Origin of the sequence: Paenibacillus sp. FSL R5-0713 (genome assembly GCF_037973325.1) — a bacterium.
GTDB lineage: Bacteria > Bacillota > Bacilli > Paenibacillales > Paenibacillaceae > Paenibacillus.
Genome location: NZ_CP150229.1, coordinates 798,643 through 823,893, shown reverse-complemented (window position 1 = coordinate 823,893; position 25,251 = coordinate 798,643). Strand labels below are relative to the sequence as shown.

Annotated in this window: 21 protein-coding genes; 5 read left to right on the top strand and 16 right to left on the bottom strand. The window is 46.4% G+C overall.

Annotation, left to right across the window (positions count from 1 at the left end; all coding sequences use genetic code 11):
- Positions 1–277 precede the first annotated feature (277 nt).
- From MKZ12_RS03800 to MKZ12_RS03790, 3 genes are all read right to left on the bottom strand, one after another.
- Positions 278–1,267 carry an inorganic phosphate transporter gene (locus MKZ12_RS03800; RefSeq protein WP_062836232.1) on the bottom strand — a complete coding sequence of 330 codons (990 nt, stop codon included), beginning with the start codon at positions 1,265–1,267 and terminating at the stop codon, positions 278–280.
- Positions 1,268–1,281: 14 nt separating this feature from the next.
- Complete coding sequence (locus tag MKZ12_RS03795) at positions 1,282–1,899, bottom strand: DUF47 family protein (RefSeq protein WP_062836231.1); 618 nt, start codon at positions 1,897–1,899, stop codon at positions 1,282–1,284.
- A gap of 316 nt (positions 1,900–2,215) precedes the next feature.
- Positions 2,216–3,292 (bottom strand): DUF3048 domain-containing protein, encoded by a 1,077-nt coding sequence (locus MKZ12_RS03790; protein WP_339258799.1) that lies wholly within the window; start codon positions 3,290–3,292, stop codon positions 2,216–2,218.
- 338 nt (positions 3,293–3,630) lie between these two features.
- Between MKZ12_RS03790 and MKZ12_RS03785 the strand changes: the two genes are divergently transcribed.
- Positions 3,631–4,170: a DoxX family protein gene (locus MKZ12_RS03785; protein WP_339239503.1), complete on the top strand. Its 540-nt coding sequence runs from the start codon at positions 3,631–3,633 to the stop codon at positions 4,168–4,170.
- A gap of 154 nt (positions 4,171–4,324) precedes the next feature.
- Positions 4,325–4,537 (top strand): hypothetical protein, encoded by a 213-nt coding sequence (locus tag MKZ12_RS03780; RefSeq protein ID WP_017690673.1) that lies wholly within the window; start codon positions 4,325–4,327, stop codon positions 4,535–4,537.
- Positions 4,538–4,704: 167 nt separating this feature from the next.
- On the opposite strand, the gene MKZ12_RS03775 is transcribed toward MKZ12_RS03780, so the two are convergent.
- The 3 genes from MKZ12_RS03775 to MKZ12_RS03765 form a co-directional block, all read right to left on the bottom strand.
- A complete protein-coding gene (locus tag MKZ12_RS03775) occupies positions 4,705–5,490 on the bottom strand; it encodes a class III extradiol ring-cleavage dioxygenase (protein ID WP_339258797.1) in 786 nt (261 codons plus the stop codon).
- A 103-nt stretch (positions 5,491–5,593) separates the two neighbouring features.
- A complete protein-coding gene (locus tag MKZ12_RS03770; protein ID WP_339239500.1) occupies positions 5,594–6,424 on the bottom strand; it encodes an alpha/beta fold hydrolase in 831 nt (276 codons plus the stop codon).
- A gap of 262 nt (positions 6,425–6,686) precedes the next feature.
- A complete protein-coding gene (locus MKZ12_RS03765; RefSeq protein WP_133387380.1) occupies positions 6,687–6,920 on the bottom strand; it encodes a hypothetical protein in 234 nt (77 codons plus the stop codon).
- Between the two features lie 408 nt (positions 6,921–7,328).
- Between MKZ12_RS03765 and MKZ12_RS03760 the strand changes: the two genes are divergently transcribed.
- Positions 7,329–8,141 carry a hypothetical protein gene (locus MKZ12_RS03760; protein WP_339258796.1) on the top strand — a complete coding sequence of 271 codons (813 nt, stop codon included), beginning with the start codon at positions 7,329–7,331 and terminating at the stop codon, positions 8,139–8,141.
- Between the two features lie 26 nt (positions 8,142–8,167).
- On the opposite strand, the gene MKZ12_RS03755 is transcribed toward MKZ12_RS03760, so the two are convergent.
- Positions 8,168–9,073, bottom strand: a complete 906-nt coding sequence (locus MKZ12_RS03755; protein WP_339258795.1) for an AraC family transcriptional regulator — start codon at positions 9,071–9,073, stop codon at positions 8,168–8,170.
- A gap of 402 nt (positions 9,074–9,475) precedes the next feature.
- Positions 9,476–12,613: a copper amine oxidase N-terminal domain-containing protein gene (locus MKZ12_RS03750; RefSeq protein ID WP_339258793.1), complete on the bottom strand. Its 3,138-nt coding sequence runs from the start codon at positions 12,611–12,613 to the stop codon at positions 9,476–9,478.
- 316 nt (positions 12,614–12,929) lie between these two features.
- Between MKZ12_RS03750 and MKZ12_RS03745 the strand changes: the two genes are divergently transcribed.
- The gene (locus MKZ12_RS03745; protein WP_339258792.1) at positions 12,930–13,898 is read left to right on the top strand and encodes a hypothetical protein; all 969 of its coding nucleotides are present in this window, start codon (positions 12,930–12,932) and stop codon (positions 13,896–13,898) included.
- Between the two features lie 122 nt (positions 13,899–14,020).
- Here the strand turns inward: MKZ12_RS03745 and MKZ12_RS03740 are convergent, their stop codons facing one another.
- From MKZ12_RS03740 to MKZ12_RS03725, 4 genes are all read right to left on the bottom strand, one after another.
- Positions 14,021–14,608 carry a GNAT family N-acetyltransferase gene (locus MKZ12_RS03740; protein WP_339258790.1) on the bottom strand — a complete coding sequence of 196 codons (588 nt, stop codon included), beginning with the start codon at positions 14,606–14,608 and terminating at the stop codon, positions 14,021–14,023.
- 50 nt (positions 14,609–14,658) lie between these two features.
- Complete coding sequence (ilvA, locus tag MKZ12_RS03735; protein WP_339239493.1) at positions 14,659–15,951, bottom strand: threonine ammonia-lyase IlvA; 1,293 nt, start codon at positions 15,949–15,951, stop codon at positions 14,659–14,661.
- Positions 15,952–16,014: 63 nt separating this feature from the next.
- A complete protein-coding gene (locus tag MKZ12_RS03730; protein ID WP_339258788.1) occupies positions 16,015–16,905 on the bottom strand; it encodes an alpha/beta hydrolase in 891 nt (296 codons plus the stop codon).
- A gap of 370 nt (positions 16,906–17,275) precedes the next feature.
- A complete protein-coding gene (locus tag MKZ12_RS03725) occupies positions 17,276–19,567 on the bottom strand; it encodes a glycoside hydrolase family 3 C-terminal domain-containing protein (RefSeq protein WP_339258786.1) in 2,292 nt (763 codons plus the stop codon).
- 246 nt (positions 19,568–19,813) lie between these two features.
- On the opposite strand from MKZ12_RS03725, the gene MKZ12_RS03720 reads away from it, so the two are divergent.
- A complete protein-coding gene (locus tag MKZ12_RS03720) occupies positions 19,814–20,494 on the top strand; it encodes a stalk domain-containing protein (RefSeq protein WP_339258784.1) in 681 nt (226 codons plus the stop codon).
- Positions 20,495–20,646: 152 nt separating this feature from the next.
- Here the strand turns inward: MKZ12_RS03720 and MKZ12_RS03715 are convergent, their stop codons facing one another.
- The 4 genes from MKZ12_RS03715 to MKZ12_RS03700 form a co-directional block, all read right to left on the bottom strand.
- Positions 20,647–21,252, bottom strand: a complete 606-nt coding sequence (locus tag MKZ12_RS03715) for an alpha/beta hydrolase (protein ID WP_339261305.1) — start codon at positions 21,250–21,252, stop codon at positions 20,647–20,649.
- A gap of 14 nt (positions 21,253–21,266) precedes the next feature.
- The gene (locus MKZ12_RS03710; RefSeq protein WP_339261303.1) at positions 21,267–22,220 is read right to left on the bottom strand and encodes a ring-cleaving dioxygenase; all 954 of its coding nucleotides are present in this window, start codon (positions 22,218–22,220) and stop codon (positions 21,267–21,269) included.
- Positions 22,221–22,487: 267 nt separating this feature from the next.
- On the bottom strand, positions 22,488–23,570 hold the full coding sequence (locus MKZ12_RS03705; RefSeq protein ID WP_339258782.1) for a hemolysin family protein: 1,083 nt from the start codon (positions 23,568–23,570) through the stop codon (positions 22,488–22,490).
- 229 nt (positions 23,571–23,799) lie between these two features.
- Positions 23,800–25,137: a hemolysin family protein gene (locus MKZ12_RS03700; protein WP_339239489.1), complete on the bottom strand. Its 1,338-nt coding sequence runs from the start codon at positions 25,135–25,137 to the stop codon at positions 23,800–23,802.
- Positions 25,138–25,251: the final 114 nt, after the last annotated feature.

The following is a 25,251-nucleotide window of genomic DNA, read 5'->3' as shown; positions in this document are numbered from 1 at the left end:
TCCCCAAATATCCACAGACACCTACAAACTCGACAACAAAAAAAGCCAACCCTGTTGGCTTCTCTCATTTCCCTATCCACAGTTCCCTGTATCCACAGGAATATCTTCTTTTGGTTTATCATTCCACGGATGGCTATCCACATATCCAGCCTGTCCACACGTTCATGCACAGGCGTCTCTTGATTTTGGTTGTATAATTGTCCACATATCCCGATATTCACACAGTTATGAACAGTTTGTCTGGTAACCCCGGATTCGTACGGGATCACTTCTCTTTTTAGAAAATAATCCAGTACAGCAATCCTGCCAGTCCAGCAGTAATTGGAATCGTAATGAACCACGTAATAATGATACGTCCAGCAAGTCCCCATTTCACAGCAGAGAAACGTTTTGCGGAACCCACACCCAGAATAGCTGATGTGATCGCGTGCGTTGTACTAACTGGAAGGTGAAGCAACGTTGCTGTGAAAATAACGGAAGCAGCTGACAGATCGGCGGCAAAACCGTTAATCGGTTCAATTTTAAAGATTTTGGTACCCATCGTTTTGATGATTTTCCAACCACCAATGGATGTACCCAGAGCCATCGCGGTTGCTGCTGAGATTTTAACCCACAGCGGCACTTCCAGATGATCTTGTACACCTGCTGCAACCAAAGCAAACGTAATAATACCCATCGCTTTCTGTGCATCATTCGTACCATGTGTGAAAGCTTGCAGTGCTGCCGTGAAAATCTGTACCGTACGGAAACCTTTATTCACGTTATGCGGACTGCGTTTGGCAAAAATGTATTTGAGAATCGTCATGACCACATAACCGATGGCAAATGCGATTAGAGGTGATAATAGCAAACCTCCGACAATATCAATGAACCCGCTCCACTTCACTTTATCGGAACCTGCGCCAACGAGCACGGCACCAGCAAGGGCTCCAATCAATGCGTGTGATGAAGAAGACGGAATACCAAACCACCATGTAACCAGGTTCCAGATAATCGCAGCGATCAAGGTGACTATGACGACCTCGATCCCGTTATCTAGCGTGGTGGGGTCGGTTACACTCCCCCCAATCGTCTTCGCGACGCCTGTAAACATCATCGCACCGACAAAGTTCATTACCGCTGCCAAAAGGATCGCGCGACGTGGCGTTAGTGCCCGTGTCGATACTGAAGTAGCAATGGCATTGGCCGTGTCGTGAAAACCGTTGATGAAGTCAAACGCCAGTGCAAGGAAGACGACTATACCTAATACCCAAATCGTTGTTTCCATTATTCTCTGGCTCCTTAAGAATTACGCATGATGATGGATTCGAGCACATTTGCTACGTGTTCACAAGCATCCGTTGTTGTCTCAAGACGTTCGTAAATTTCCTTACGTTTGATCAATTCAATCGGATCAGGAACGGTAGCGAAAAGGTTCTTGATACACATGCGCAACACTTCATCACCCTGATTTTCCAGATCATTCAATCGAATCGTGTACTCACGAATCGCCAGCAATTTTTTCTGAGACAGCAAATGAATAGCCTTCTGAATTTCGTAAGCCGATTGGCGCAAAATTTCAGCAAATTGCACGATATATTCGTCAGGATCCGTCAGTTGGTACATATAGAAACGGGAAGCCGTTGCTTCGAGTCCGTCCAATACGTCATCAAGTGTTGTTGTCAGCTCCATAATATCATCGCGTTCGATCGGCGTGATAAACGTTTTGTTGAGTTCCGTAATGATTGTGTGCACATAGTCATCACATTGGGACTCGTACTTCTTCATTTCATTGGCAAAAAGAGTCACATCCTGAAGGTTGGAAACATGCTGGGAGAAATAATCTGCCGCTTGAACAACCGTATCTGCCATGTTCTCCAGTGTCTCAAAAAATATATCCTTCTTCTTCTTAAGCTTCATAGCCCTATCCCCTTTACGGAAAAAATTGCCGATAACCGATGAAACATGAAATGACAACCTTTGATATCTTATCATATTTGTTTCATGGTTTGTACAAAAGGTGTGATCCTTTTTTATATTCTTATCACATTAATCTGAAATGAATCTTAATTATTTGGAATAATGGTAAATTCAAGTCAAGATTTTACACTGCGTTTACAATTCGACATCCAAAGACAGAATCGACACGATTCTATTTTTCACGCTAAGATACAATATAACGCCTTTTCGATAACAAAATGCATACCTGTTTCATTGTATTCTTTCATTACATCCTTCATTGCTGCACAGCCAGCTTCACATGACTGGAGAATTCCGGTTGATTGGGAACAATGTTGATAAAGGTTTTACCCGGCACAAGAGCCACTTCACTGCCATCCTGAACAAACCGGATAATATCCCCCTGTTTCTTCACCCACTGCCCACGAATCATTTTGCCCTTCTGGAACAACATGGCTTCCCCGCCCTGTTCCAAATTGACGGACAACCGACCTACACTATCGAGCACCTTGTGATCTGCACCTGCCACAATGATATTCGCTGCGCCAAGTGCAGTCCCATTATCCAGATCCTGATCTGCCTTACCATTCACCATTCTCATATATCGTCCGCTAACTTCATCATAATCATACGTCACCCGGTAACTATCCAATAAATAATGGATGTCGAATTGCTTCACTGCCTCTCCTGCGGAAGTCGCGCCTTCTTCGTTATAGATATATACGGGAGATTTAAACTCATGGCTATAACCCTTGATGTCTGCCCCTTCTCTTAACTTGTCCGCTGAAGTATACAGATTGTGTGGCGCTTTACGATCCTTGGAACGCCAGAAGTAAGGTCCACCATTCGAGATTTCATCCATATGCTGTTTCTGCTGCCTTTGCAAAATGGAATATGCCTCCGGACTGCCTCCGGCATGAACAAGCACCCCATCATAACTCTCGCCAAGCTCAATCAGATATGGACGTATACTGCGAACAGGTCCAACCGTCTCAGCACCGCCTTCACTCTGGAAGATGGCTATAAACCGGGTAATGCCTCCCTCTGCGAGGACTTCAAGAATGATATCGGCTGAACTTAAACCCGATTGTGGCCGAGCCGCTGGTGCATTATTAATCATGACGGCGAGTGGTCGACGCGTAATCGCTTCATCTACAGGCAGACCTGTAAGAGGTGCTGTATAGAGAGACGTGTTGGACTCCTCCACAGTCTGTTCTTCTTGTACAGGTGCAGGTGTCGGTTCTGGCTGAAGTGGCATCTGAGCCGCCTCCTGGTTTTGGCAAGCAACAAGACTTAATGAGAGGATAAACAGAGATGCAGCCGATGCTGCTTTGTTCCATTTAAAAAGCTTCAATATAGGACCTCCTGAACGATATGGCCTGGTTCTAAGTTGTGATATATGTCTCATGTGGGCAACCATTTCACGTATTTCTTTCCATTTAATCACACCCCATCCGATTTGTCTGCGCCCTGAAGGCCTTGATACAGCGTGAAATTCACATTTGAAACAGTGAATAGCGAGAAAAATATGTCCTAAATGTGAACTTCTCAAACCTTACTTAAAATTTGAACTAGATTGTGATTTTAATCACAAACAAAACGACTTTTGGACTATACAATAAAGACATCAAAGGTGATCACTTAGAAAAAACAAAAACAACACACACTAGATTCCATGAAGGAGTGGTTCATATGTTCAGCTTCAACCAATGGCTTAGAGAAAACAAAGTGGCAATGTGGATTTTGACAGTACTTCGGGTGTATATCGGTTACGATTGGATGACTCACGGATGGGGCAAATTGACTGGCGGATTCCAAGCTGGCGGGTTCCTCGCCGGGGCAGTCGGTAAAGCAACGGGTGAAAATCCAACAGTTCAAGCATGGTGGGGAACGTTCCTTGAGAAATTCGCAGTACCAAACGCAGGATTGTTCGACTTCATCATTCCGCTTGGTGAATTCCTTGTAGGTGTAGGACTCATTCTCGGATGCTTCACAACACTGGCTGCGCTGATGGCTCTCGTGATGAACTTCGCGTTCCTCTTCTCGGGTACAGTAAGCACGAACGCTCAACTGGTTCTGATGCAAATCTTCCTAGTAGTTGCTGGTGCAAATGCAGGTAAAATCGGTCTGGATCACTGGGTACTGCCTTACCTTCGCGGATTGATCACTCGTAACAAAGGTAATCACCCAAAAGACACACCAACGATTAGCCCAACTCATAAAACAGCTTAAACAATAATCAACAACGCTGCCGCCCTGCTCTCCATCCCCCGGAGAGCAGGGCTTTTTGCTTTTCAAGATATCCTGAATGTCCTGACTGACTTGCCCATCCACAGAAAATCATATTATGATGAACATAAAGTTGAACTTTAAAGGAGTACACGATATGCCGACCCAGCGACGTCTTGAGACCGATGCAGACTTCCAGGAAGCCATGAATATGAAGTATAAGGTTCGAGTTTTTAAAGATAATCACCAGATTGACTCGGGTGGCATTATTATCCGTTTTGACAGCAATACCGTAGTTGTACAATCCAGTGTCAGTGAACTAGCTTATCATTCGCGTACAGACTGTGAATTGTTCGAAATTCGCAAATAAAGATCCATTGCATGCATAAGTCCTCGTATTGAAAAAAGGTTCCTTTAGCCCATCAAGGGTCTAAAGGAACCTTCTTTTATTTATATATTGTGATGGTATACATTAACACATGTTATCCGTACCCAACTGGTTTCTGACACCATATTCAGGCTGTTGTCTGTTCCAAGTTACACGCCGTCTCCAAACTGCCAGCAGTTCAAACTGAGCGTTCCATAAGGGTAAGACTGGAATAGACGCTTCGCTGATCGGGACATATCCGCTGTACCCATCGCGTAGAACAAAGGCGCAAGGTGTTCTGTCCCATACGACGGCACTGCCGTACGTGCATGAGGGGCTTTTTTCTCATATTGAAACAGTTCTCTTGTGTTCCACTGCTCCAAGCGATCCCCAATCCAGTTATCAAATTCCACCGCCCACTCCTGCGGTTCATCCGTATCGCCCAACATACGTAAATTGTGAACCGTTCCACCGCTGCCAATGATCAGCACATCATCATGACGCAGCTGTTCCAGCATTCGGCCAATATCATACTGTTCCTGCGGCGTACGCAGCGAGTCTACAGATACAGCAATCACAGGGATATTCGCTTCGGGATACATATGGAGCAACGGTACCCATACGCCATGATCCAATCCTCGGCCTCGAATCGGCTGATGTGCAAGATTGCTACGGGTGAACAAAGCACATATCTCGTTCGCCAGATCTGGCTGCCCGGATGCAGGGTATTCCATCGTATACATCGTAGAAGGAAATCCATAAAAGTCATGCAAGGTCTGATGTGTATCATCCATCGTCACGGACGGTTCAGGACAATCCCAATGTGCCGTAAATACGACAATGGCTTTCGGAGCCGGCAGCCTGTCTCCAAGCTGGTTCAAGAAGTGAGTGTAGTCATTGCTCTCCACCGCCAGAGCGGGAGAACCATGCGCAATGAAAAGTGCGGGTAATGTCATTGCTGCCAACCTCCAGACACGGATAGAATGCTTACTCTTCTATTTTACCCCTAAGAAGGCGCTTTTCCAAGCTGACATCCCCAAACCGTTGCAATCCTGCCATTTATATCATCCAGTGCTGCCAATCCTGCTCGATCTTCTGACGTTCACCCAGCCACTCTCTGGTACGCGTAATTAGCTGTTCCCGCTCTTTACCTGAAGAGAAGGTATGATCGCCCTGGAAGATGATCTCCTTGTCGCAACGCCCTTCCTGACGCATCCAGAATACCTTTTGATACAGGAATGCGTAATCTACAGGAATAATCTCATCTGACGTGCCATGCATGACGAGAACATCACCACTAAACTTGACTGCTTCCTGGAATGGTTGATGTTCAGCGAGAGATTCGAAGAAGGTAGGTGTGAATTTGTATCCAAGATAATCAGCCGCACCCAGTTTCACGCCTTCATCGTAGACTTCCCGTCCCGTAATCTTCACGATATCATTGAATGGATAACCCACGGAGGACCACATCACCAGATTCTTGACACGTTTGTCGCGCACAGCTGTTAGTAATGCAACGGCACCACCCAGACTATGACCAATCAGCGTTACGCGTGTAGGATCTACATCACTGCAATTCACCGCGTAATCCAGCACCGAGCGTGTCTGCAGCACCATGGACTCCAGTCCCTCCGCTCCATACTCCCCACTGCTCTCTCCGCAACCGATATAATCGAAACGCAGAACCAGATAACCGTCTTCAGCCAGCTCACGGGCAGTCTTTACAAACAAACGGTCCACACCGATCCGACTACCCACGAAACCGTGGCAGATGACTGCCAAAGGTACGCGCTGCTGACTCTTCTCCTCCTTGATATCTTTCACAACCGGATAGTGAATCGTGGCTGTTAATTCTTCCTGTCCATGACGGATACTGATCTGACGTTCCATACCGATTTCCCCTTTCTACGCTTAGCCTGTTATGTTTCATTTATTAAATATATATAATCCGATAAGTTTAGTGTGTATTAAGATGTTATTCATATATTATCATCCCGTAACCTGCAAGTCAACGTAAGGAAGAACCCTTTCTACGTTGAATGCTAGTCTTCATTTTATCGGATGATAAGCGCAAAAAAATGAGCCATGCTGATGACAGCTGGCCCGGATATCTTTTATCTTTTTGGAATTCAAACCAAGGGTTGCAGGATCGTTATTCGTAGCTTCTGCGGAACATCTCGTGGGTCTCCACCCGTCCATTCCACTCATGCTCATGACCCGAATCACTGTTGTCCCAGAAACTTCTTCCCCTCAAATTCCCATCTGTCAGTTCTTCTGCATACTCCGTGTCCTCCAGATTCTCCTCAAAGGATACAACCTCGTCCACAACTCCACGGGAGTTGCTGTTCAGTAGCAGCTTACGCGTCAAATCTGTTTGTTTGTCCATAACAACACTCCAATCTTGGATTTCTGTTGGAAATGCTACTATTGTGATGGAATTGGCTGCTCTTTATGCATACTTCACACAATCGTTAGATCTGTGATGCCTGAGGTATTTTTTCACATGAATGGGGGAAAATAAACGAACAATCATTGGCAGCATATGCCTCGGAATCCTTCTGCCGAAAGGAATGAATTCATGGAACATTTATTGGAATGGATTCAACATCACGGTAAACTGGTACTGTTATGCACCTGTGTCATTCTTGCCTGTGTGGGCATCTGGGCCAACCATGAGCAGCTTTTTAATAAGGAATGACTTTGCGAAACGAGAGCCCTTCCCGTATACTAAAATACCGTCAGGGTCTTCAGATAACTGGAAGATCAGAACGTGTGTAGACAGGGGGAGCAATCATTGGGGATTTCCTATAAGAAACTGAAAGAAATACAGAATCGGCAAATAACCGAGATGAGTCGTATGACACCTGAACATGTGAAATTGTATGACGAGATCAGCACCATTGCGCGTCATGCACCAGCGGACGAGAGAACACAGGAAGAATGGATTCTCTCCGCAGGAAAAGCAATCGTGCAGGCTCAGCGGGATAACAAACCCGCACGCGAGCTATACGGACCTGATCTGGAACAAGACATCCATGCACAGCTCGGGATAACAGATACAGCACCGAAGAAGACGGCTGCCACTGAGGTGGGTACATCCACTCCAACCCGTGGCAATAGTCCATCAGCTTCATCGAAAAAGAAAGCCAACGTTGCAGAACCACAGCCAACGGAGAATGCCGAGCCAGCGAAACGGACACCGAAGTGGTATGGCATGATCGCTTGGGCGGCGTTGTCTTTTGTCATGTTAATCCAAGGATGTGCGGGATTATTCGTAGGTTGGACTGGCGGAGATACGGAAGCGTTCCAACACATCAGCCTATTCTCCTTAATCGTAGCCGCCGTTGGCGGAATCGCATTGGTAGAGATGCTCCGCCGCCTTGCTGAGCGTCCAGACGATGAAGGAGCCGACAGAAATAAGGTACCTAAGCTCAATATTCGGGGAATCATCATCTACATCGTGGTCGTGGTACTCGTGCTGTTTGTTGGGTATCCGCTCCGTGATAAACTTCCGGTATTTGCACTAGCTCCATGGGTGAGTGCAGTGATCGGCATTGTGGGGCTTGCAACGTTAAGGCCCTTATTCGGACAAAAGAAAACAGCATAACACGTTATATCATGGATTAAGGGGCCTTACGAATTCGTGAGGTCTTTTTCCATTTGGAGCTGGTGCCGATGTTTGATTCCTTTGCCTGGTGTTTCTCCAAACTCCCGCTTGAACATCCGGATAAAATAGTTCACTTCCATGCCGATGTTCTCTGCCGCCTCTCGCACGCTTGCACTTGGATGCTTGTTCAACCAGTCCGAAGCCTTCTGCAACCGCAATCGCTGCATATATTGATGTCCTGTCACGCCATAATGATGATGAAACAATCGATTGAGATGCTGCACCGAATAACCCACTGCGTCAGCGACATGCCTCAATAACAGGTCATCCTGATAATGCGTATGCATCAATGCTACTGCCCGGACGAGTGCATCCTTGCCCATATCGGACTCCCGATTCGAACGTGTTACTATCTCCTCCTGCACCATAGATGATCCAATATCCACACGACCGACATCCGATGCAATTTTTGATTGTGCTATATCCAAAATGAGCTGGTAGATCAGAGTTGATGTGTTCCACATCTCCGTTGCTCCTTGATCCAGCGCGTGCCAGAGATCTGCTAACCGCGACCAGATGAATTCAAAACTGGAGATGGAATACGGCTCGTTCTGAAGCAAACCTGCGCTATGAAGTACCGATCCAGCAGATGCACCGCCAATACCGATATAACCAAGTTCTTCTTTGGATTTGGAATGAGGCACATACTCATGCGCAACCTCGGGTTCCACGATGAATAACTGCCCTGCTCCCATCGTCCACGTCCCTTTTCCCGGAATCCTGAACTGCCCTTCACCACCCCGTGACAAAAACAACTGATACACCGGAAATCCATCCGGTCTATGCAGAACTTTCGCTTCCTGCGTGCCCACACAATACAGGTACAGTGGCAACCGGGAATCCGGCTGGCCCGTCAAACGAAACGCAAGCATTCCATCATTCCTTTCGGCTCATAGGCTTCTAGCTTATTCCTTCTATTATCTATCGGGTTGTCCTATTGCAGCAATGGTCTAAGGAACCTTTTTGGCGACAAGATTTTCAATATGGTAATAAAAAAACTCCCCTTCTCTATTGGAAAGGGAGTTAACATGTTACTTTACCAAAAATAGATTGCGCTTCTCTGAGTGGCCGTTCCGGTCACGGATCGTTCTTGCGATCGCTGTTGTCTCCAAATTTCTTGATTAACCTGTAAAAGGTAGTAATTCGGAGACAAAGGCGAACGCTGACGCTTCTTCAGAATCGATTCCGTGCCCTTCACTACCTCTGTCACTTATCCAGATTATGCATCCAAGTATTAAAATTTATTTGTTTTATGAGGTATCTCAAGCTGATACTTAAATACCACTACCACCAGAGGCACTTGCATCGGTATCCTGATTAGAGGATGTACCTGTATTTTCGGCTCCCTGATCAGTACCAGAAGAAGATGGCGGAATGGTCAAAGTCCCTTCAGAAGTGACGGATGTATTTAACGATGTGTCACTCGCCACTGCGACTACCAAAACCCGGTATTTTCCTGCTCCAAAATCTACATTATCTGAATCCTTAGCTGTAATACCCACTGTTGCTGTCCATGGAGCAGTACCCGTAATTACTGTGGCTAGAACTGTACCAGAAGTACCTGTACCGCCCCCTTCTTTAACAATGTACACATCGTAACGAGCAATGCCTGCCTCATTAGTCGGCTTAGTGAAACTTACATTGATGGAATTATCAGTTACCGTTGCATTTACACCCGTTACCTTCTCAACAGGTGTTGGTGCCTGCTTTTTGGCGTTAATCGTGAAAACAGGGGAAGATGCCAAATTGGATTCCCGCTTACTATCTGATGATTCCGATAGTATATATACCTTGTATGAAACTCCTGCTTTGATATCAACGCCATTACTGTCCTTCAATGAAAGCGGCAAGTCTGTAGGACTAGTATTAACAACTGTTGCAAAACTTGAATTTGCAGTTGTTTTGGCCGCATTCAGATCAAATGCCGTTGAGGCAGGTACAACCATTAGCACATACCGCTTAATGCCAGTATCGGTACTAGGCTTCGTAAATGTAACTGTTACATCAGTTACATTGCCTGAGGCTTGCGATGCATCTTTAACAGTCGCTTCTAATTTGCTCACCGCTGCTACAGTGACATTCGAGGATAATGTGATTGCGACGGAAGGCGATGACAATGCATTTGCCAGAGAAGCATTGTTATTCACGGCCATCACATATACTTGGTAGGCCACATCATTACGAATCGGTTCGTTATCCACTGTTCTTGAGCTACTTGTTAAAGTAACAGTCTGATTAACTCCTGTTTTACTGACGGTTCTGTAATACGCGCTGCTCACACCATTCGCTATGTTCAGATTAAACGTGCTGCCCGCTTTCACCACAAACACCCGATAATGATTCACATTCGTCTCATCCGCGGATTTATTAAATGTCACACGCAAATCACGGCCATCTCCGTTATCACCAATATCCGTTGCACCCACATTGCTCGGAGCCGTTATAGCCGCGTTCTGTGTCAGCGTAATTTGGGAAGAGTAACCAGACAACGCATTCTGACTGGAGTTTCCGTTGTTATTCACCGACAGCACGAATACCCGATAAGCAACGTTATTGGTAATCGTGTAACCATTAGTGTCTACCGCATAGTTCGGAAGCGTAAAGGACAGGTTACCACCCGTTTTGTTCACCTGTGTGTAGTTGCTTGACGCATTAGCTGCGCTCAACGTAAAGCTGCCCACATTAGCGGAACGAACGACATATACACGGTAGGCAGAGATTCTGGATTCATCCGCAGCTTTGTTGAACGAAACCCGCAGATCACGACCATCACCGTAGTCACTAATATCCGCAACAGCCAGGTTGCTGATAACTCCCGCATTACCGTTCGTTGTAAGTCTCAGCACAGTGGAGGAAGCTGACAGCGCATTGGTGTATCCATTTTGCTGATTGCCCACTGCCATTACGTAGATGCGATAATCTTGCAGATTCGTTACGTTATAACCACTTGTATCCTTCATGGATGAAGGCAATGTCGTTGTAATGTTGTTGCCTGTTTTGTTCACCGTATAATACAGACTGGAGGACAGATTGCTTGCTGTCGTCAGATTGAAGCTGCTGGCAACCGAGTTGCGCACCACGAAGACGCGATAGTTCGCTACCTTGGACTCATCTGATGAACGGTTGAAACTCACTTGAATGTCACGACCATCTCCATAATCCGAGTTGTCTCTCACCTGCGTAATTACCGGAGAAGTTGCTGTGTTCACGGACAATGTAAGTGAAGAGGATGCCGCGGACAGCTTGCTGTCTGTTGTTGTATTTGTGCTTACAGACAAGATGTATACTACATATGCAGTACCGCTCTTGATCAATTCGCCGGACGTGTCCCGTGTCGAAGAAGTCAGCTGGCTTTTGACCGCAGCGGTGTTGCCTTTGTATATAATCGTGGAGTTTGCACTGGACACTTTATTCGCTGCAGCCAGATTGAATGCAGAAGAGTCCTTCGCTTTAACAACAAATGCACGATAATACGTAATGTTCGATGTCGTGCTCGGCTGTGTGAAATTGATCTCCAGATCGCGGCCATTCCCATAGTCACTAATATCTGCGGCACGCAGACTTGTAACTGCCTGTACTGTGGATTTCACAATATTGAGCTTCAATGCCTGGGAAGACCAGTTCAATGCATTTTTATAATTATTGCTGCTGTTACCAACAGTCAGTACATACAGGCGATACGTTTCATTGCTATTGAGCAAATCCCCGTTTACGTCACGCGTCTGTGCATTAAGCGTCAGTTTCGGGTTGCTGCCATTCGGTGTTACAGATGTATAGTTCGCAGAAGGTACGGCCGATGCTGCCGACTCCGTGAAGGTATTCACATCGCGTGTTTTCACCAACATAATCCGGTAAGCAGAGACCGCCTTCTCCGACGTTGGACGTGTGAAGCTCACGGTCAGGTCACGACCATCCCCGTTACTTCCAGATACCGAACCATAGATGTTCCATGCAGCATATTGTGTCTCATCCACTGGTGGCGTTGCCGTTGTCTTGATATCTACACGCTGATTACGCGAGTTCCAGAATACTTTCTCTCCAAAAGCTTCACTGACAAAACGAATCGGAACCATCGTGTTGCCCTTAATCGTGTTTGCAGGTACATCCAGCGATATCGCTTCCCCGTTGATGTATGCCGTTTTGGAACCGAGTGTCAATGTAACTTCCTGATCGTCGCGAGTTGCAACAATCGTTTTGGTTCTGTTTGTGTACTGTACCTTCGCATCCAATCCTTCAAAAATCGACCGCAGCGGAACCAGTACACGTCCACCTTTCATCACAGGTGCCTGAGCAGATGATAACTCTGCATCATTAATATATATGCTGATCCTCGCAGCTGCATCCATAACCGACGTTGGAAGTGCGGACATCAGCATGGCCGATACAGCCAGCGCTGACATTACCTTCTTCACTTGTGTTCCTCCCGCTTTCCTCATATCCCATATCCCCATTCTCGCATGTAGTTAACACCGAAATAGATTCGTTGTTCTTTTCATTCATTCCTGTATTTACCTGTGCACAACTAAGACGTTCAGATCAGCTCAAAAGTTTCCAGTTGTACAAAAAATATTTTCGCAGAAATCTTCCTCTATCTTCCACCCTCCAAAAGTTAAAAATAACAGAAGAATTTGTCACTATTCCGCAACCTCATCCTGCCCCAATTGCGTTAATGTATAGTGACTAGTGAACAACGCCTATCATTTTCTTAACTACGGGAGGTTCATATCTATGACATCATCGTTCCAATCTGCCAAACGTAAAGGCATGCGTACCTTCATTACAGCAACCGCCGTCCTCATGCTGATCCAATCGACTGTCGTTCCATTATCCGGAGTTGCTTCTGCCGCTCCTTCCAGTACAGATTCCAAAGTCACAACTGCCAGTTCAACAACCATATATCAAACATTTCAATCCATGCTCTACAAAAAAAACGGCCTGCCTGCCGCGGACATTTATCTCGAATCTCATATCAAAAAAGTAACAAAACATCACGCCACCCTGATGGTGCTTCAATTGGAGAATGCTCGCCTGATGGCGCTGAGTGCCATGACGGACCGCCTGCTCGTTCCTAACGTTCAGGACAAGATGATCAAGGCATACAAGATGAACGATAGCTTCACCAAACTCATGGAGCGTACCCAGGACTCCGATTTGCGTGCACTGCTAAAAGAAGCCCGTGACAGTGGCTACCGCCTCGTCATGCTCGAAGGCTCCCTCTATCCCATAATGAATTATGCGGCATTCGTGAAATATTCATCTGATATTACAGCAGATATCTCAAGCTATATCAGTATCATGACGAAGGAAACGAAAAAATTGCCTGCGGATGACGGAGCTCTAATCATTGGCTATCAGGAAATTCTCCTTCGAGCACTCAGCCAGGAAAAATTTTTGGAACTCTATCCGAAATCAAATCGGGTCAAGCAGGTGCATAATCTGTTAAACAGTTATACCCTGTATACTTTTTATGGGCTGAATAACACACCGCTGTTTGATTATGACACGAACAAAATGGTGGCGAATGCTCAAAGAGGTTACAATGGCGTCTTGCAGCGTCTTGCATCTGTCGATAGCGAATTCCTCGACAAACTGGATGCCTTTATGGATGTGGTGAAAGAATCGAAGTATGAGAAAACGGCTGAAGTCGAGAAATGGCTGGAGCAGCATGTGCCGGTCAGCGATTATGCAAATTATTGAGTAATCTGTTCCTTGCCACATTAACATTGAGGCCTAAATACTTAGGCTACGTTACAACATCTCATTACGACAAAAAACCGCCACAGGATCTCTCTGTAGCGGTTTCTTCTTGGTTTCTTACTCTATTGAAGTGGCTTGACCATATGATTATACTCATGTCCTGCGATGACAATGACATCGTCTTTGACATATCCCTGCCGTTCATAAAGCATTAGCGCACGGCCGTTGTCCCGTTCTACAATCAGGGATACCTGCGAGTGACCCAGATCTCTGCCCTGCTGCTCAAAAGCAGCCATCAGTGCCCGGCCGATGCCCTGCCCCTGATAAGCTTCACTTACCGAGAGAGTATCCAGATAATACTCACCCGGGCGGGTTTCTTTAACCAAAGCATACTTCTCATCCCGACTTCGTCCAGGGCGATTCAGAATCGGCTGGTCCAGATGATCCGCTTCACCGCCATCATAGGCTACGAGAATTCCCGCCACAAGTCCATCCTGCTCCATCACCGTTACGTGACGATAGCTAATCCGATTGTCTTCCTGTACATAGAACGCCTGCAAAATCTGCATCGCCTTATCATGATCCGCCTCACCCGCGAGCGCGTAAGCAATATCTCCTATCGCCTGAACCAACAATGGAATGACTTGATCAGCATCTTCTATGCGCCCTGGTCTGATTAGAGGAGATGTTTCTTGGTGATCTGATTGCATACTTCATTTCACCTCCGACTGCATGTCTGACTGCCTTCTTGAATAATTCATCAGATTAACATGTTGAACAGATTCAGGTTTTTGTTCAGCTCAGTATAGGCGATACCTTTGCGGTTCATACGTTCAATGAGCGGTTGGTAATCTTCCTTGTACATCAGCTCAATGCCCACCAGGGCAGGGCCATTTTCCTTATCATGCTTCTTCGTATATTCAAACCGGGTGATATCATCATTCTTCCCTAGAACTTCCTCCAGGAATTCACGTAAAGCTCCCGCACGCTGTGGGAAATTAACCATGAAATAATACTTCAGACCTTCGTAGATGAGAGAACGTTCTTTGATCTCCTGCATCCGGTCAATATCGTTGTTCCCGCCACTAATGACACAGACCACCGTCTTGCCCACAATTTGCTCACGATACTGCTCCAGCGCCGCAACTGCCAAGGAACCGGCAGGCTCAACCACGATTGCATTTTCATTATAGAGCTCCAGAATGGTTGTGCAAGCTTTGCCTTCCGGCACTTTCACAATGTCATCAAGTATACTGCTGCAGATATCATAGGTCAGGTCGCCAACTCGCTTCACCGCTGCGCCATCCACGAATTTATCAATATCATCCAGCGTTACAACCTGTTTGCGGAACATCGCCTCACTCATGGAAGCTGCCCCAAGTGGCTCAACACCAATGATTCGTGTCTCCGGACTCACGGTTTTCATGTAGGTTCCCACACCGGCCGCCAGCCCTCCGCCACCAATCGTCACGAACACATAGTCGGCATTCTCATCGAGACTTTCCATGATTTCCATCGCTACTGTACCATTACCTGCAATAATCTTCGGTTGATCAAACGGATGGATGAACGTCATGCCCTGTTCGTCACATGCACGCATCGCTTCAGCATACGCATCATCATACGTATCCCCGATCAGCACCACTTCAACGTTGTCACCACCAAAACGTCTTACCTGTTTCACCTTTTGGTTCGGGGTTGTACTCGGCATGAAGATTTTGCCGTTAATTCCAAGGGCATTACAGCTAAAAGCGACGCCTTGGGCATGGTTGCCCGCACTTGCACAGACAATACCCTTCTCCATCTCGGCTGGTGTCAGACTGCGAATCATATTATAGGCACCCCGAATTTTGAACGAGCGCACCACTTGAAGGTCTTCCCTTTTCAGATACACATTACAGTTATATTTGGCCGACAATACAGCGTCCCGCTGCAACGGCGTTCTTACAATGACCTCACGCAGCACATGATGTGCACGCACGATATCTTCCATGCCAACACTGGCACGGCCGGGATTTGTGGTTCCCGTTGGTTCTTGTTCAACTGGTTTCATGTTGTCTCCACACTCCGCTTTTATGGTCTAGCAATGTCGCGCACTGCTTTTCTTTGTATTGTATCACTTTTGTTCTGTTCTTGCGCTTGAGCTTACATCATTTATCATTCGTACAATTTCATCGATAATGACCTGAGGGTCTGTATATATAACCATATGTCCCGATTGATCCGCCCCAATCCATCTTGCATTGGATAGCTTGCTCACCGTCTGGCGATGCGCCGTGATGAGTGCAGGTCTGATTTTCCCCTCTCCCTTACCCGGTTTCGTACCCGAGATCACGCTGACTTCCAGATCACCCAGAGCCGGAGGATGTTCCAGCAGCGCTGCCATGTCACTCAGAAATATTTTGCCCTCCGCAAGCATCGTGCTGGCTGCTGTTACAGTGAAATCTTCCTTGAGGTGATCCGCCACCACATCGTTAGGCTGAATGCTTCCCGCTTTGCTGCCGAGCAACCTATATAAACCCGTACGTGCCATAATTGGAATAAGGAAACCATTGAAGGCAAAGCTCATCTTAGTAAGTTTGGAAAAATACATTTCGCAATGCTCGTCTGATGGGTCCACCAGAATAATGCCACGTAATCGAGACAGATGTGCAGCCGCCGCAGCCCGTACGATCGGACCTCCCCAGCTATGTCCAACCAGAATGAAAGGCCCCGGACCCAGCGCAGTCAGCAGTTCCCCAAGATCCCCTGCAATGCGTTCAAGGCTACGGGGAGCCGCGTCTACATCACTTCGTCCCGCCCCTGCCCTGTCATACACGACGGCGCGTGCATGCTCAGCAATGGCTGGTGCAACTAATCCCCAGTTCGATCTGGAGGCACCCATGCCGGATTCAAATACAACCGTAAGTTCTCCTGTTCCCCTGGACATATAATGTAATTTGCGACCATCGCGGGTCTGAACAAACGCACTTGAGCCAAACGTATGTGAGCTAGAGTTAGGATTCATATTCCCCTCCTGATTACAAGCATAATCATCTTTCACCGATCTAATTGAAAATCATTATCAATTACTCCATTATAGAATACTCCATCCTTTACCACAACCATGTTGATTCATCAATGTTACAGCCGTCCTGTCGTTTCTATCACCTTCTGTTGCGTTGCATGGATTATCCCCTATCCCACCGTTCCTTTCTCCCTCTTTTCCCTTATGCAAAAAGAAAACCCGATCCACAATCGGATCGGGTAACTGTACCAGCCACTATGCGGCTGGTCCTCACATACACCTTCTTGTTGCTTCGTGCGCAGTTCCTGCACGGATTGCACATTCGCTTAATCCAAGGATGGTTGAATACTCGGTTTAAGGCTATTGCCCCTTATCCCCGAATACCATGATCCTTGTTGTTCAGCTGCTCCAGAAGCTCGTTCATCGCTTCTTCCGTCATGGCCCCACCGCTAAACGCAACCAGTGCACGCAGTGGCATATATTTCATCATTGCATCCATCATATCTGCATGATCACCCGCATCCTCGCCACCGAACCCGCTGGCTTCCTGGAATTGTTGCAAAGCCTGTTCGAGCAGCTTTTTATGGGCCGGATCACGCTGGATATCCCCCAATGTGCTGTTACGCGTATAGGTTGGAAGGAATGTCGCTGTAGACTCTACATTCACCCGTGTTTGCACATGGATGTCCCGTGAGGAACTGCCCACTTGAATCTCGAACTCTCCAGTCTCAACATGCCAGTCCTTCATATCTACATTGTAATAGGCGAATGAACGCTTGTTTAGTGTAAAGCTCACTACTTTTGACTCTCCCGGTTCAAGCGCTACTTTGGCAAAAGCCTTCAGTTCTTTGACTGGACGAATAACTGTGCTCTCTACGTCGCTGACATATAGTTGTACAATCTCCTTGCCCGCTCTGTCTCCGGTATTAGTGACCCGAACTTGCACATTCACCTCATCCTGATCGGTCAGTTCCGTGCGATCTACCTTCAGGTCGGCATATTCAAATGTGGTATAACTCAGTCCATAACCAAACGGGAACAGGGGCTCCAGCTCTTTTTTGTCATAATAGCGGTAACCCACAAAGATACCTTCCCGATAATCGACACGATCCCCTTCGCCCGGGAAGTTCAGATAAGATGGATTATGGCTGAGTTTGGCAGGGAATGTCTCTGCCAGTTTACCGGACGGATTCACCTCTCCGTACAACAGATCAGCTATCGCTCCACCAACCGCCTGTCCACCAAGATACGCTTCGAGCACCGCTTGCACCTTCGGCAGCCAAGGCATCTCCACTGGAGATCCGTTGCTCAGCACAACGACGACGCGTGATTGAACCTTCGCAATCTCTTCAATCAGCCGGATATGATTGTCAGGCAGGCGCAGGTGGGAACGATCATACCCTTCGGATTCATAACGATCCGGCAATCCAACGAACACTACAGCGGTATCCGCTGATTGCGCTGCCTGGACAGCCTCATGCATCAATGTCTCATCCACATCATCCGCTTCAATCCGATAACCAGGGGCATAAGAGAAGGTTACACCTTCGCCAGCCACCCGTGTCATCTCTTCCACAATATCATCCACTTTGGTCGGATTAATGTGGGAACTGCCACCGCCCTGGAAGCGGGGTTTACGCGCAAATGCCCCGATTAACGCCACTTCGCCTTCACGTCCCAGCGGCAGGAGACCTTCTTCATTTTTCAGCAAAACCATACTCTCGGCTGCCACCTTGCGCGCAAGTTGGTGATGCTCATCCTTGTTATATGTAGCCCCTTCTTGCTTTTGCTCAACAGCATTGAAGATCAGCGTAAGCAGACGCTCCACCGCCCGATCCAGCTTGTCCAGCGGCAATTGTCCGCTCTCTACGGCATCGATCACTTTACGCTCACCGATTCCACCACTTGTTGGCATCTCCAGTTCCAGTCCTGCTGCAAGGGCGTCTGCACGTTCATTGACCGCGCCCCAGTCGGATACCACAAGACCTTCGTGTCCCCATTCGTCTTTCAGGATATCTGTCAGCAACCATTTGTTCTCCCCAGCATACGTACCGTTCACCTTATTGTAGGAACACATCACCGTCCACGGCTGTCCATCCTTCACCGCGCCTTCGAAGCTCGCCAGATAAATCTCGCGTAGCGTCCGTTCATCTACTACCGCATCAATCGACATGCGCCGTTCTTCCTGATTATTGACTGCAAAGTGTTTCAGAGACGTACCCACGCCCTGACTCTGTACACCCTGAATATGACCTGTAGCCATCTGCGTGGATAACAACGGATCTTCGGAAAAGTATTCAAAATTACGTCCGCCCAGTGGGGAACGTTTAATATTCACACCCGGCCCAAGCAATACCGCTACATCCTCAGCCTGACATTCCTCACCCAAGGCTACTCCGACCTGACGCGCCAGATCCTTGTCCCATGAACTAGCCAGTCCTGCCGCAGACGGGAAACAGGTTGCGGGCACGCTCGACGTCAGACCGAGATGATCTGTACTGCCATCCTGCTTGCGTAGCCCATGAGGTCCGTCCGTCACCATGATGGAAGGAATGCCAAGACGCTCCACCCCTTTCAGATGCCAAAAGTCCAGCCCCGAGCACATACCCGCTTTCTCCTCCAGTGTCATCCGCTGTACCAGTTCCTTGATGTTACGTTCCACATTAACCCCTCCAGTTCATGATGTTGATGCATAGCTACATAAACAAGCATACAAGGTTGTCTACAACACATTCAAATGTTTACCCGGTTCGTACCGTTTACATAACACAAACCCTCATAATATTAGGTATATATTACTAATAACTCAGATTGCCATTACTTTAAGACTATTAAAATCATTGTCATACCCTGTCTTAAGTAATATAATTACAATGAAATCATATATTTACTTTAGGAGGAAGAATTTGTGAAGAAAAAGTTTATTATTGCGTTATCTAGTTTTACACTTCTTGGAGGTATGGCTATCGGCGCCGGAGCAGCACCTGTCCTCGAGAAAATCACGGCCAATCTGAATTGGGGAATCAATTACAACATTTCAGGCAAAGCATGGAGTCCCGTAGATCAAAATGGTAAGAAATTAGCTGCAATTACATATAACAATACGACATACCTACCTGTTCGTTCAGTAGGCGAAGCACTTGGAGTAGCAGTAGATTATAACGGTAGTAGCCAAACTCTTACGCTTGGTGAGAAATCAGATACAACACCTATTACATCCGAGAAAATTGAAGTAAAATATGATTCCTTTGTAACAAAAGATAAACAGTTTACAGTGCAACAAGACAAAGATTATGAATCAGGAGTTGTTATCAAAGAAATTTTTATAGATCAAGAATTCACTCTACTACCTGAAGGTAAATACCAAACAATCGAACTTTCCGTATTTCCCGTTAAAATGAACAATACAGTTAGTCTAAAAGTATTCGATGGTGATGTGTTACTTAAAGAATTCGAAGTCAATGCTTCCAGCGGAAAACAGACAGCTTCATTTGATATCGGTGGAGTTAAAAAACTTAAATTCACTACAGATATACCAAATATAGGTTTCACACCACAGTCCATCTTTGTAACTGGTAGCTACAAATAAATAGTAAACCATCACTCATTTTAAATTCTCAAAGACAGTAGAAAAAGTGAATCAAAAGAACACCGTACTTTATAAGTACCGGTGTTCTTTTGACTTGTGCAAATTTGTTTAATTTTAATTAGCTTACCATCTAGTGTGTCTATACACCCAACTTACGCCTGTGTCTTAAACCAAGCTGCCGCAGCTTCTGCCTCGGTACGAGTCAACTGATGACCCTGACGCTCCCAATACGTGTTTACATCGGCACCTGCACCACTGAGCAGCGAAGCAAGTTCCTCAGTTTCACGTCTTGGTACAATCGGATCGTTCTCGCCTGCACCGATGAACACAGGCAGACCTTTCAGATCTGGCAATTCCAGACCACGCAGCGGTACCATTGGATGATGCAGAATTGCACCTTTGAATACATCCGCTTGATGGAAGATCAGGCTTGCCGCAATGTTGGCACCGTTAGAGTAGCCCAGTGCATACACGTTGGACCGATCGAAACCATACTCCACCGCAGCTGCATCTACAAAAGATCCCAGCTCTGCCGTACGAGCAATCAGATCTTCTTCATCAAAAATACCTTCGGCCAAGCGGCGGAAGAAACGGGGCATCCCGTTCTCCGATACGTTACCTCGCACCCCAAGTATGCCAGCTTCTGGCGCGATCATCTCGGCAAGACCGATCAGATCGTTCTCGGTTCCGCCTGTGCCATGAAGCAACAGGATTGTTGGCGCATCCGGCTGAGCACCTGCTTTATAGATATGTTTCATTGTATTAGTTGTGGTCATGATTTGAACTCTCCTTTCCATTCACGTACTTCAATTCGTGGCAACAATTGTTCGATCTGTTCGCGCTGTGGTTCATACCATTCAGGCAACATCAGTTTCTCACCCATGCTCTCTGCGGGTTCATCCCGTGCAAATCCCGGAGGATCGGTAGCCAATTCGAACAGTATGCCTCCCGGCTCCCGGAAATACACAGCGTTGAAGTATTGACGGTCAATGACTGGTGTTGGATGATACCCGGACTGTTCAAGATCCTGCTGAATCTGCTCATGCTCCGTGTAGTCTTTGGCACGCCATGCAATATGGTGAACTGTTCCGGCTCCGCCAATCCCGCGTTGAATGCCTGTAGACTGAATGTCAATGATCTGGCCAATATCGCCGCTTGCCTGTAGACGAAGGAGCCCGTTTTCTTCGCCGACCTGCTCCAGACCGAGTTTGCTCACCAATACATCCATGGTTTTCTCAGGAACGTGGCTGAACAATACAGCACCGCCGAATCCTTTGATGGCATGCTCCGGCGTCACACCGTTGAAACTCCAGCTGCTTGGCTGACCACCTTCGCGCTCAACCAGTTCAAGCAACAAGCCACCTTTATCGAAGAAACGAATGTACTGCTCACCGAATCTCGTTTTATCTTCATACGGAATGTCGAAGGAAGTAAGACGTTCTTTCCAGAAAGGCAAGCTTCCTACAGGTACCGCATATACGGTAACTCCAGTCTGACCTGAACCAATAACACCTCTTCTTGAATTCTGCTGTGGGAAAAAGGTGATGATTGTGCCCGGTGCACCCTGCTCATTCCCATAATACAAGTGATACACGTCTGGTGCATCAAAGTTAATTGTTTTTTTTACCAATCTAAGACCCAACACACCTGCGTAAAAATCAACGTTTTTCTGTGCATCGTCTACAAAAGCTGTAATGTGATGAATGCCTGAAGTTCTGAACATAATCTCCACTCCCTTGGTTTTAGTAATATCATAAGTTAGATGCGCTTCTTTTATTTATTGTATTGCTTTTGTTATTTATCTTTAAGTTAAGATTCTTTAAATTTATATTAATCCATTACACCTCAATATGCAAGCTTTTATTTTAAAATTAAGATGTAAACCAAAAAGCAGGCCCCGATCACATCGGGAACCTGCTTTTATCGTTAGAAGAATTACGTTGCTTCACTTAGATACTTCGTTAATGCTGTAATTTCTTTTTAACACTGCTGCTTAAACCAATTTCATTCTTTTGGGAGGATTCACCAAATCTTTGTGCTCGTATTCATCCTTGATATCTCCGACAATCTCTTCAAGGATATCCTCCATCGTAACCATACCTACCGTAACACCTGCCTCGTTTTTCACGGTTGCAATGTGTACACGGCTTTGCTGCATCTGAATCAGCACGTCCTTGATCGGAGAACGCTCAGAGAAACTCGGCGTATTATGGACAAATGTCTCCATATTAAAGGCACGGCCTGCAGCCACACTTGTCAGCATTTCTTTGGTGTTGATGAAACCAACAAAATGCGTCTGATCTCCATTTGCAATAACAGGATATCTCGTGTATTCGTGTCGATTCAGCGTCTCAATGATCTGATCAAGCGGCATTTCTTTATTCAAGGTAACGATTTTATCTCTTGGAATCATAATCTCCTGAAGCAAACGCTCATCAAAAGCAAAAATGTTCTTCAGATAGTCCAGCTCCGTCTGGTTGATCTCACCACTCTCATAGCTCTGTGCCATAATCAGCTTCAGTTCTTCTTCCGAGTGAACGGTATCATGCCCAGCAGGTTTTACACCAAATATGCCAAGCAACAGACGAGCAGCTCCATTCAGCGCGTAGATGAACGGATTCATGATTTTACCGAACCAGTACAGTGGTGGTGCCAGCAGCAGCGTCATTCTCTCTGCAAACTGAATCGCCAGTGTTTTCGGTGCCAATTCACCAATAACCACGTGCAGGAACGTAATAATCGCGAGAGCAATACCATAGGAAAGCACTGTAGACAATGCCGCCGGCACTTCCATGCGCTCAAATAGCGGGTGCAGCATTTTCTCAACGGTAGGTTCACCCAAGGCTCCCAATACGAGCGCCGTAATGGTAATCCCCAACTGACATGCCGACAGATAATAATCCAGGTTGTGTGCCACTTTTTTGGCCAGTACTGCCTTTTTGTTACCTTCCGAGATCAATTGATCGATTCGGGACATCCGTACTTTAAGAATTGCAAATTCGGCTCCAACGAAAAAGGCTGTCAGACCTATAAATACGGCTACTAAAAATAAATTCAAGGCTATTATTCCGTCCAATGATTTCCCTCAGGTTGAGGGATTCACCTCCAAGTAAAATTTATATTAAGGTTGCTCAGACCACTCCGATGACAGAATAACCTTCCGACCGCTGTTATCCCCAGATTTTTTTGATCCTTATATAAAAGGGGAAAATCCGGGGATAAAGGCGGACGCTTCGCTTCTTCAGTCTATTCTGTCCTCTCCGTTATCGCAAAAACATTTAAATTTTAAAAATTTCCGGGTAAGATCACGCCAGATCGCTTGCACCTTCCTCAACTTCAGCGCCGTTCACTCGTTCCAGAAGAACTTGCTTGATGTGATAGTTCTCGGCGTCCACAACGGTCCAGACATAATCACCGTGTTCTACCGTGTCGCCTTTTTCCACACCCACACCCTTCTGGTACTGAATCCATCCGGCTACGGTATCCATCTCTTCATTTCCTTCAAAGCTAAGCCCGAACTGCCGCTCCACTTCATCCAAAAGGACCCGACCATTAATGAGATATTGATTCTCTCCGGTCTCCTGAATATCAGCCACCTCATCGGCATCGAATTCATCACGAATCTCACCGACCAGCTCCTCCAGAATATCCTCCATCGTAATGATTCCCGAAGTACCGCCGTATTCATCCACAACCACGGCCATGTGTACACGTTCCTGCTGCATTTTAATCATCGCATCCTGGATACGTGTAACTTCAGAAACGAATGGGATCTCGCGAACGAACTCGCTCAGTTGATACGATCTTGCAGCAACCATATCCGGCAAAATCTTCTTCACATTCACGACGCCGATAATGCGGTCCTTGTCCCCATCCTCGATGACAGGGTAACGTGAATAGTTATGTTCATCCAATATAGGAATAATATCGTCATAGGTCATATCCTGATCTAATGTCACCAGTTCCGTACGTGGTACCATGATGTCTTTGGCATCACGTTCGTCGAATACAAATACATTTTCCAGATAAGAAAGCTTGGTCTTGTTGTTCTCGTCACCTTCATAACTCTGGTTCATGATGATCTTGATCTCGTCTTCCGAGTAGGCTTGATCATGTTCGGCAGGCTTCACACCGAATCCCCGCAGAATAACACGTGAGGCTCCATTAAGTGCCCAGATGAACGGATACATGATTTTACCAAACCAATATAAAGGCGGCGAGAGCAATAACGTCAGTTTTTCCGAAAACTGAATCGCCAATGTTTTGGGTGCCATCTCACCAACAACCACATGCAAGAATGTGACGAGGATAAAGGCAATTGCATATGAGGCAATGGATGAGATTGAAGCAGGCACATCTAAATAATTGAATACCGGGTATAACAATCTCTCAACCGTCGGTTTTCCGAGTGCTCCCAGTCCCAGAGCGGTGACTGTAATACCGAGCTGACAGGCTGACAGATAATAATCCAGGTCCGAGACAACTTTTTTGGCGAGTACGGCCTTTTTATTGCCCTCGGCAACCAGTTGATCCACTCTTGATGTACGAATTTTGACTACAGCGAACTCCGATGCTACGAAAAATGCAGTCAATGCAATCAAGATAATAAGTAAAGCGATATTCAATATGGTAATTATGTCCAATGATTTCCCCGATTCTCAGGGATTCACCTCCAGAGATAGTTACAGCGTGATCCGTTAACTGTGTTAACCATTCATCCGCTGTTAGTCTTTCAACACGACGTCTGCCTTATATAA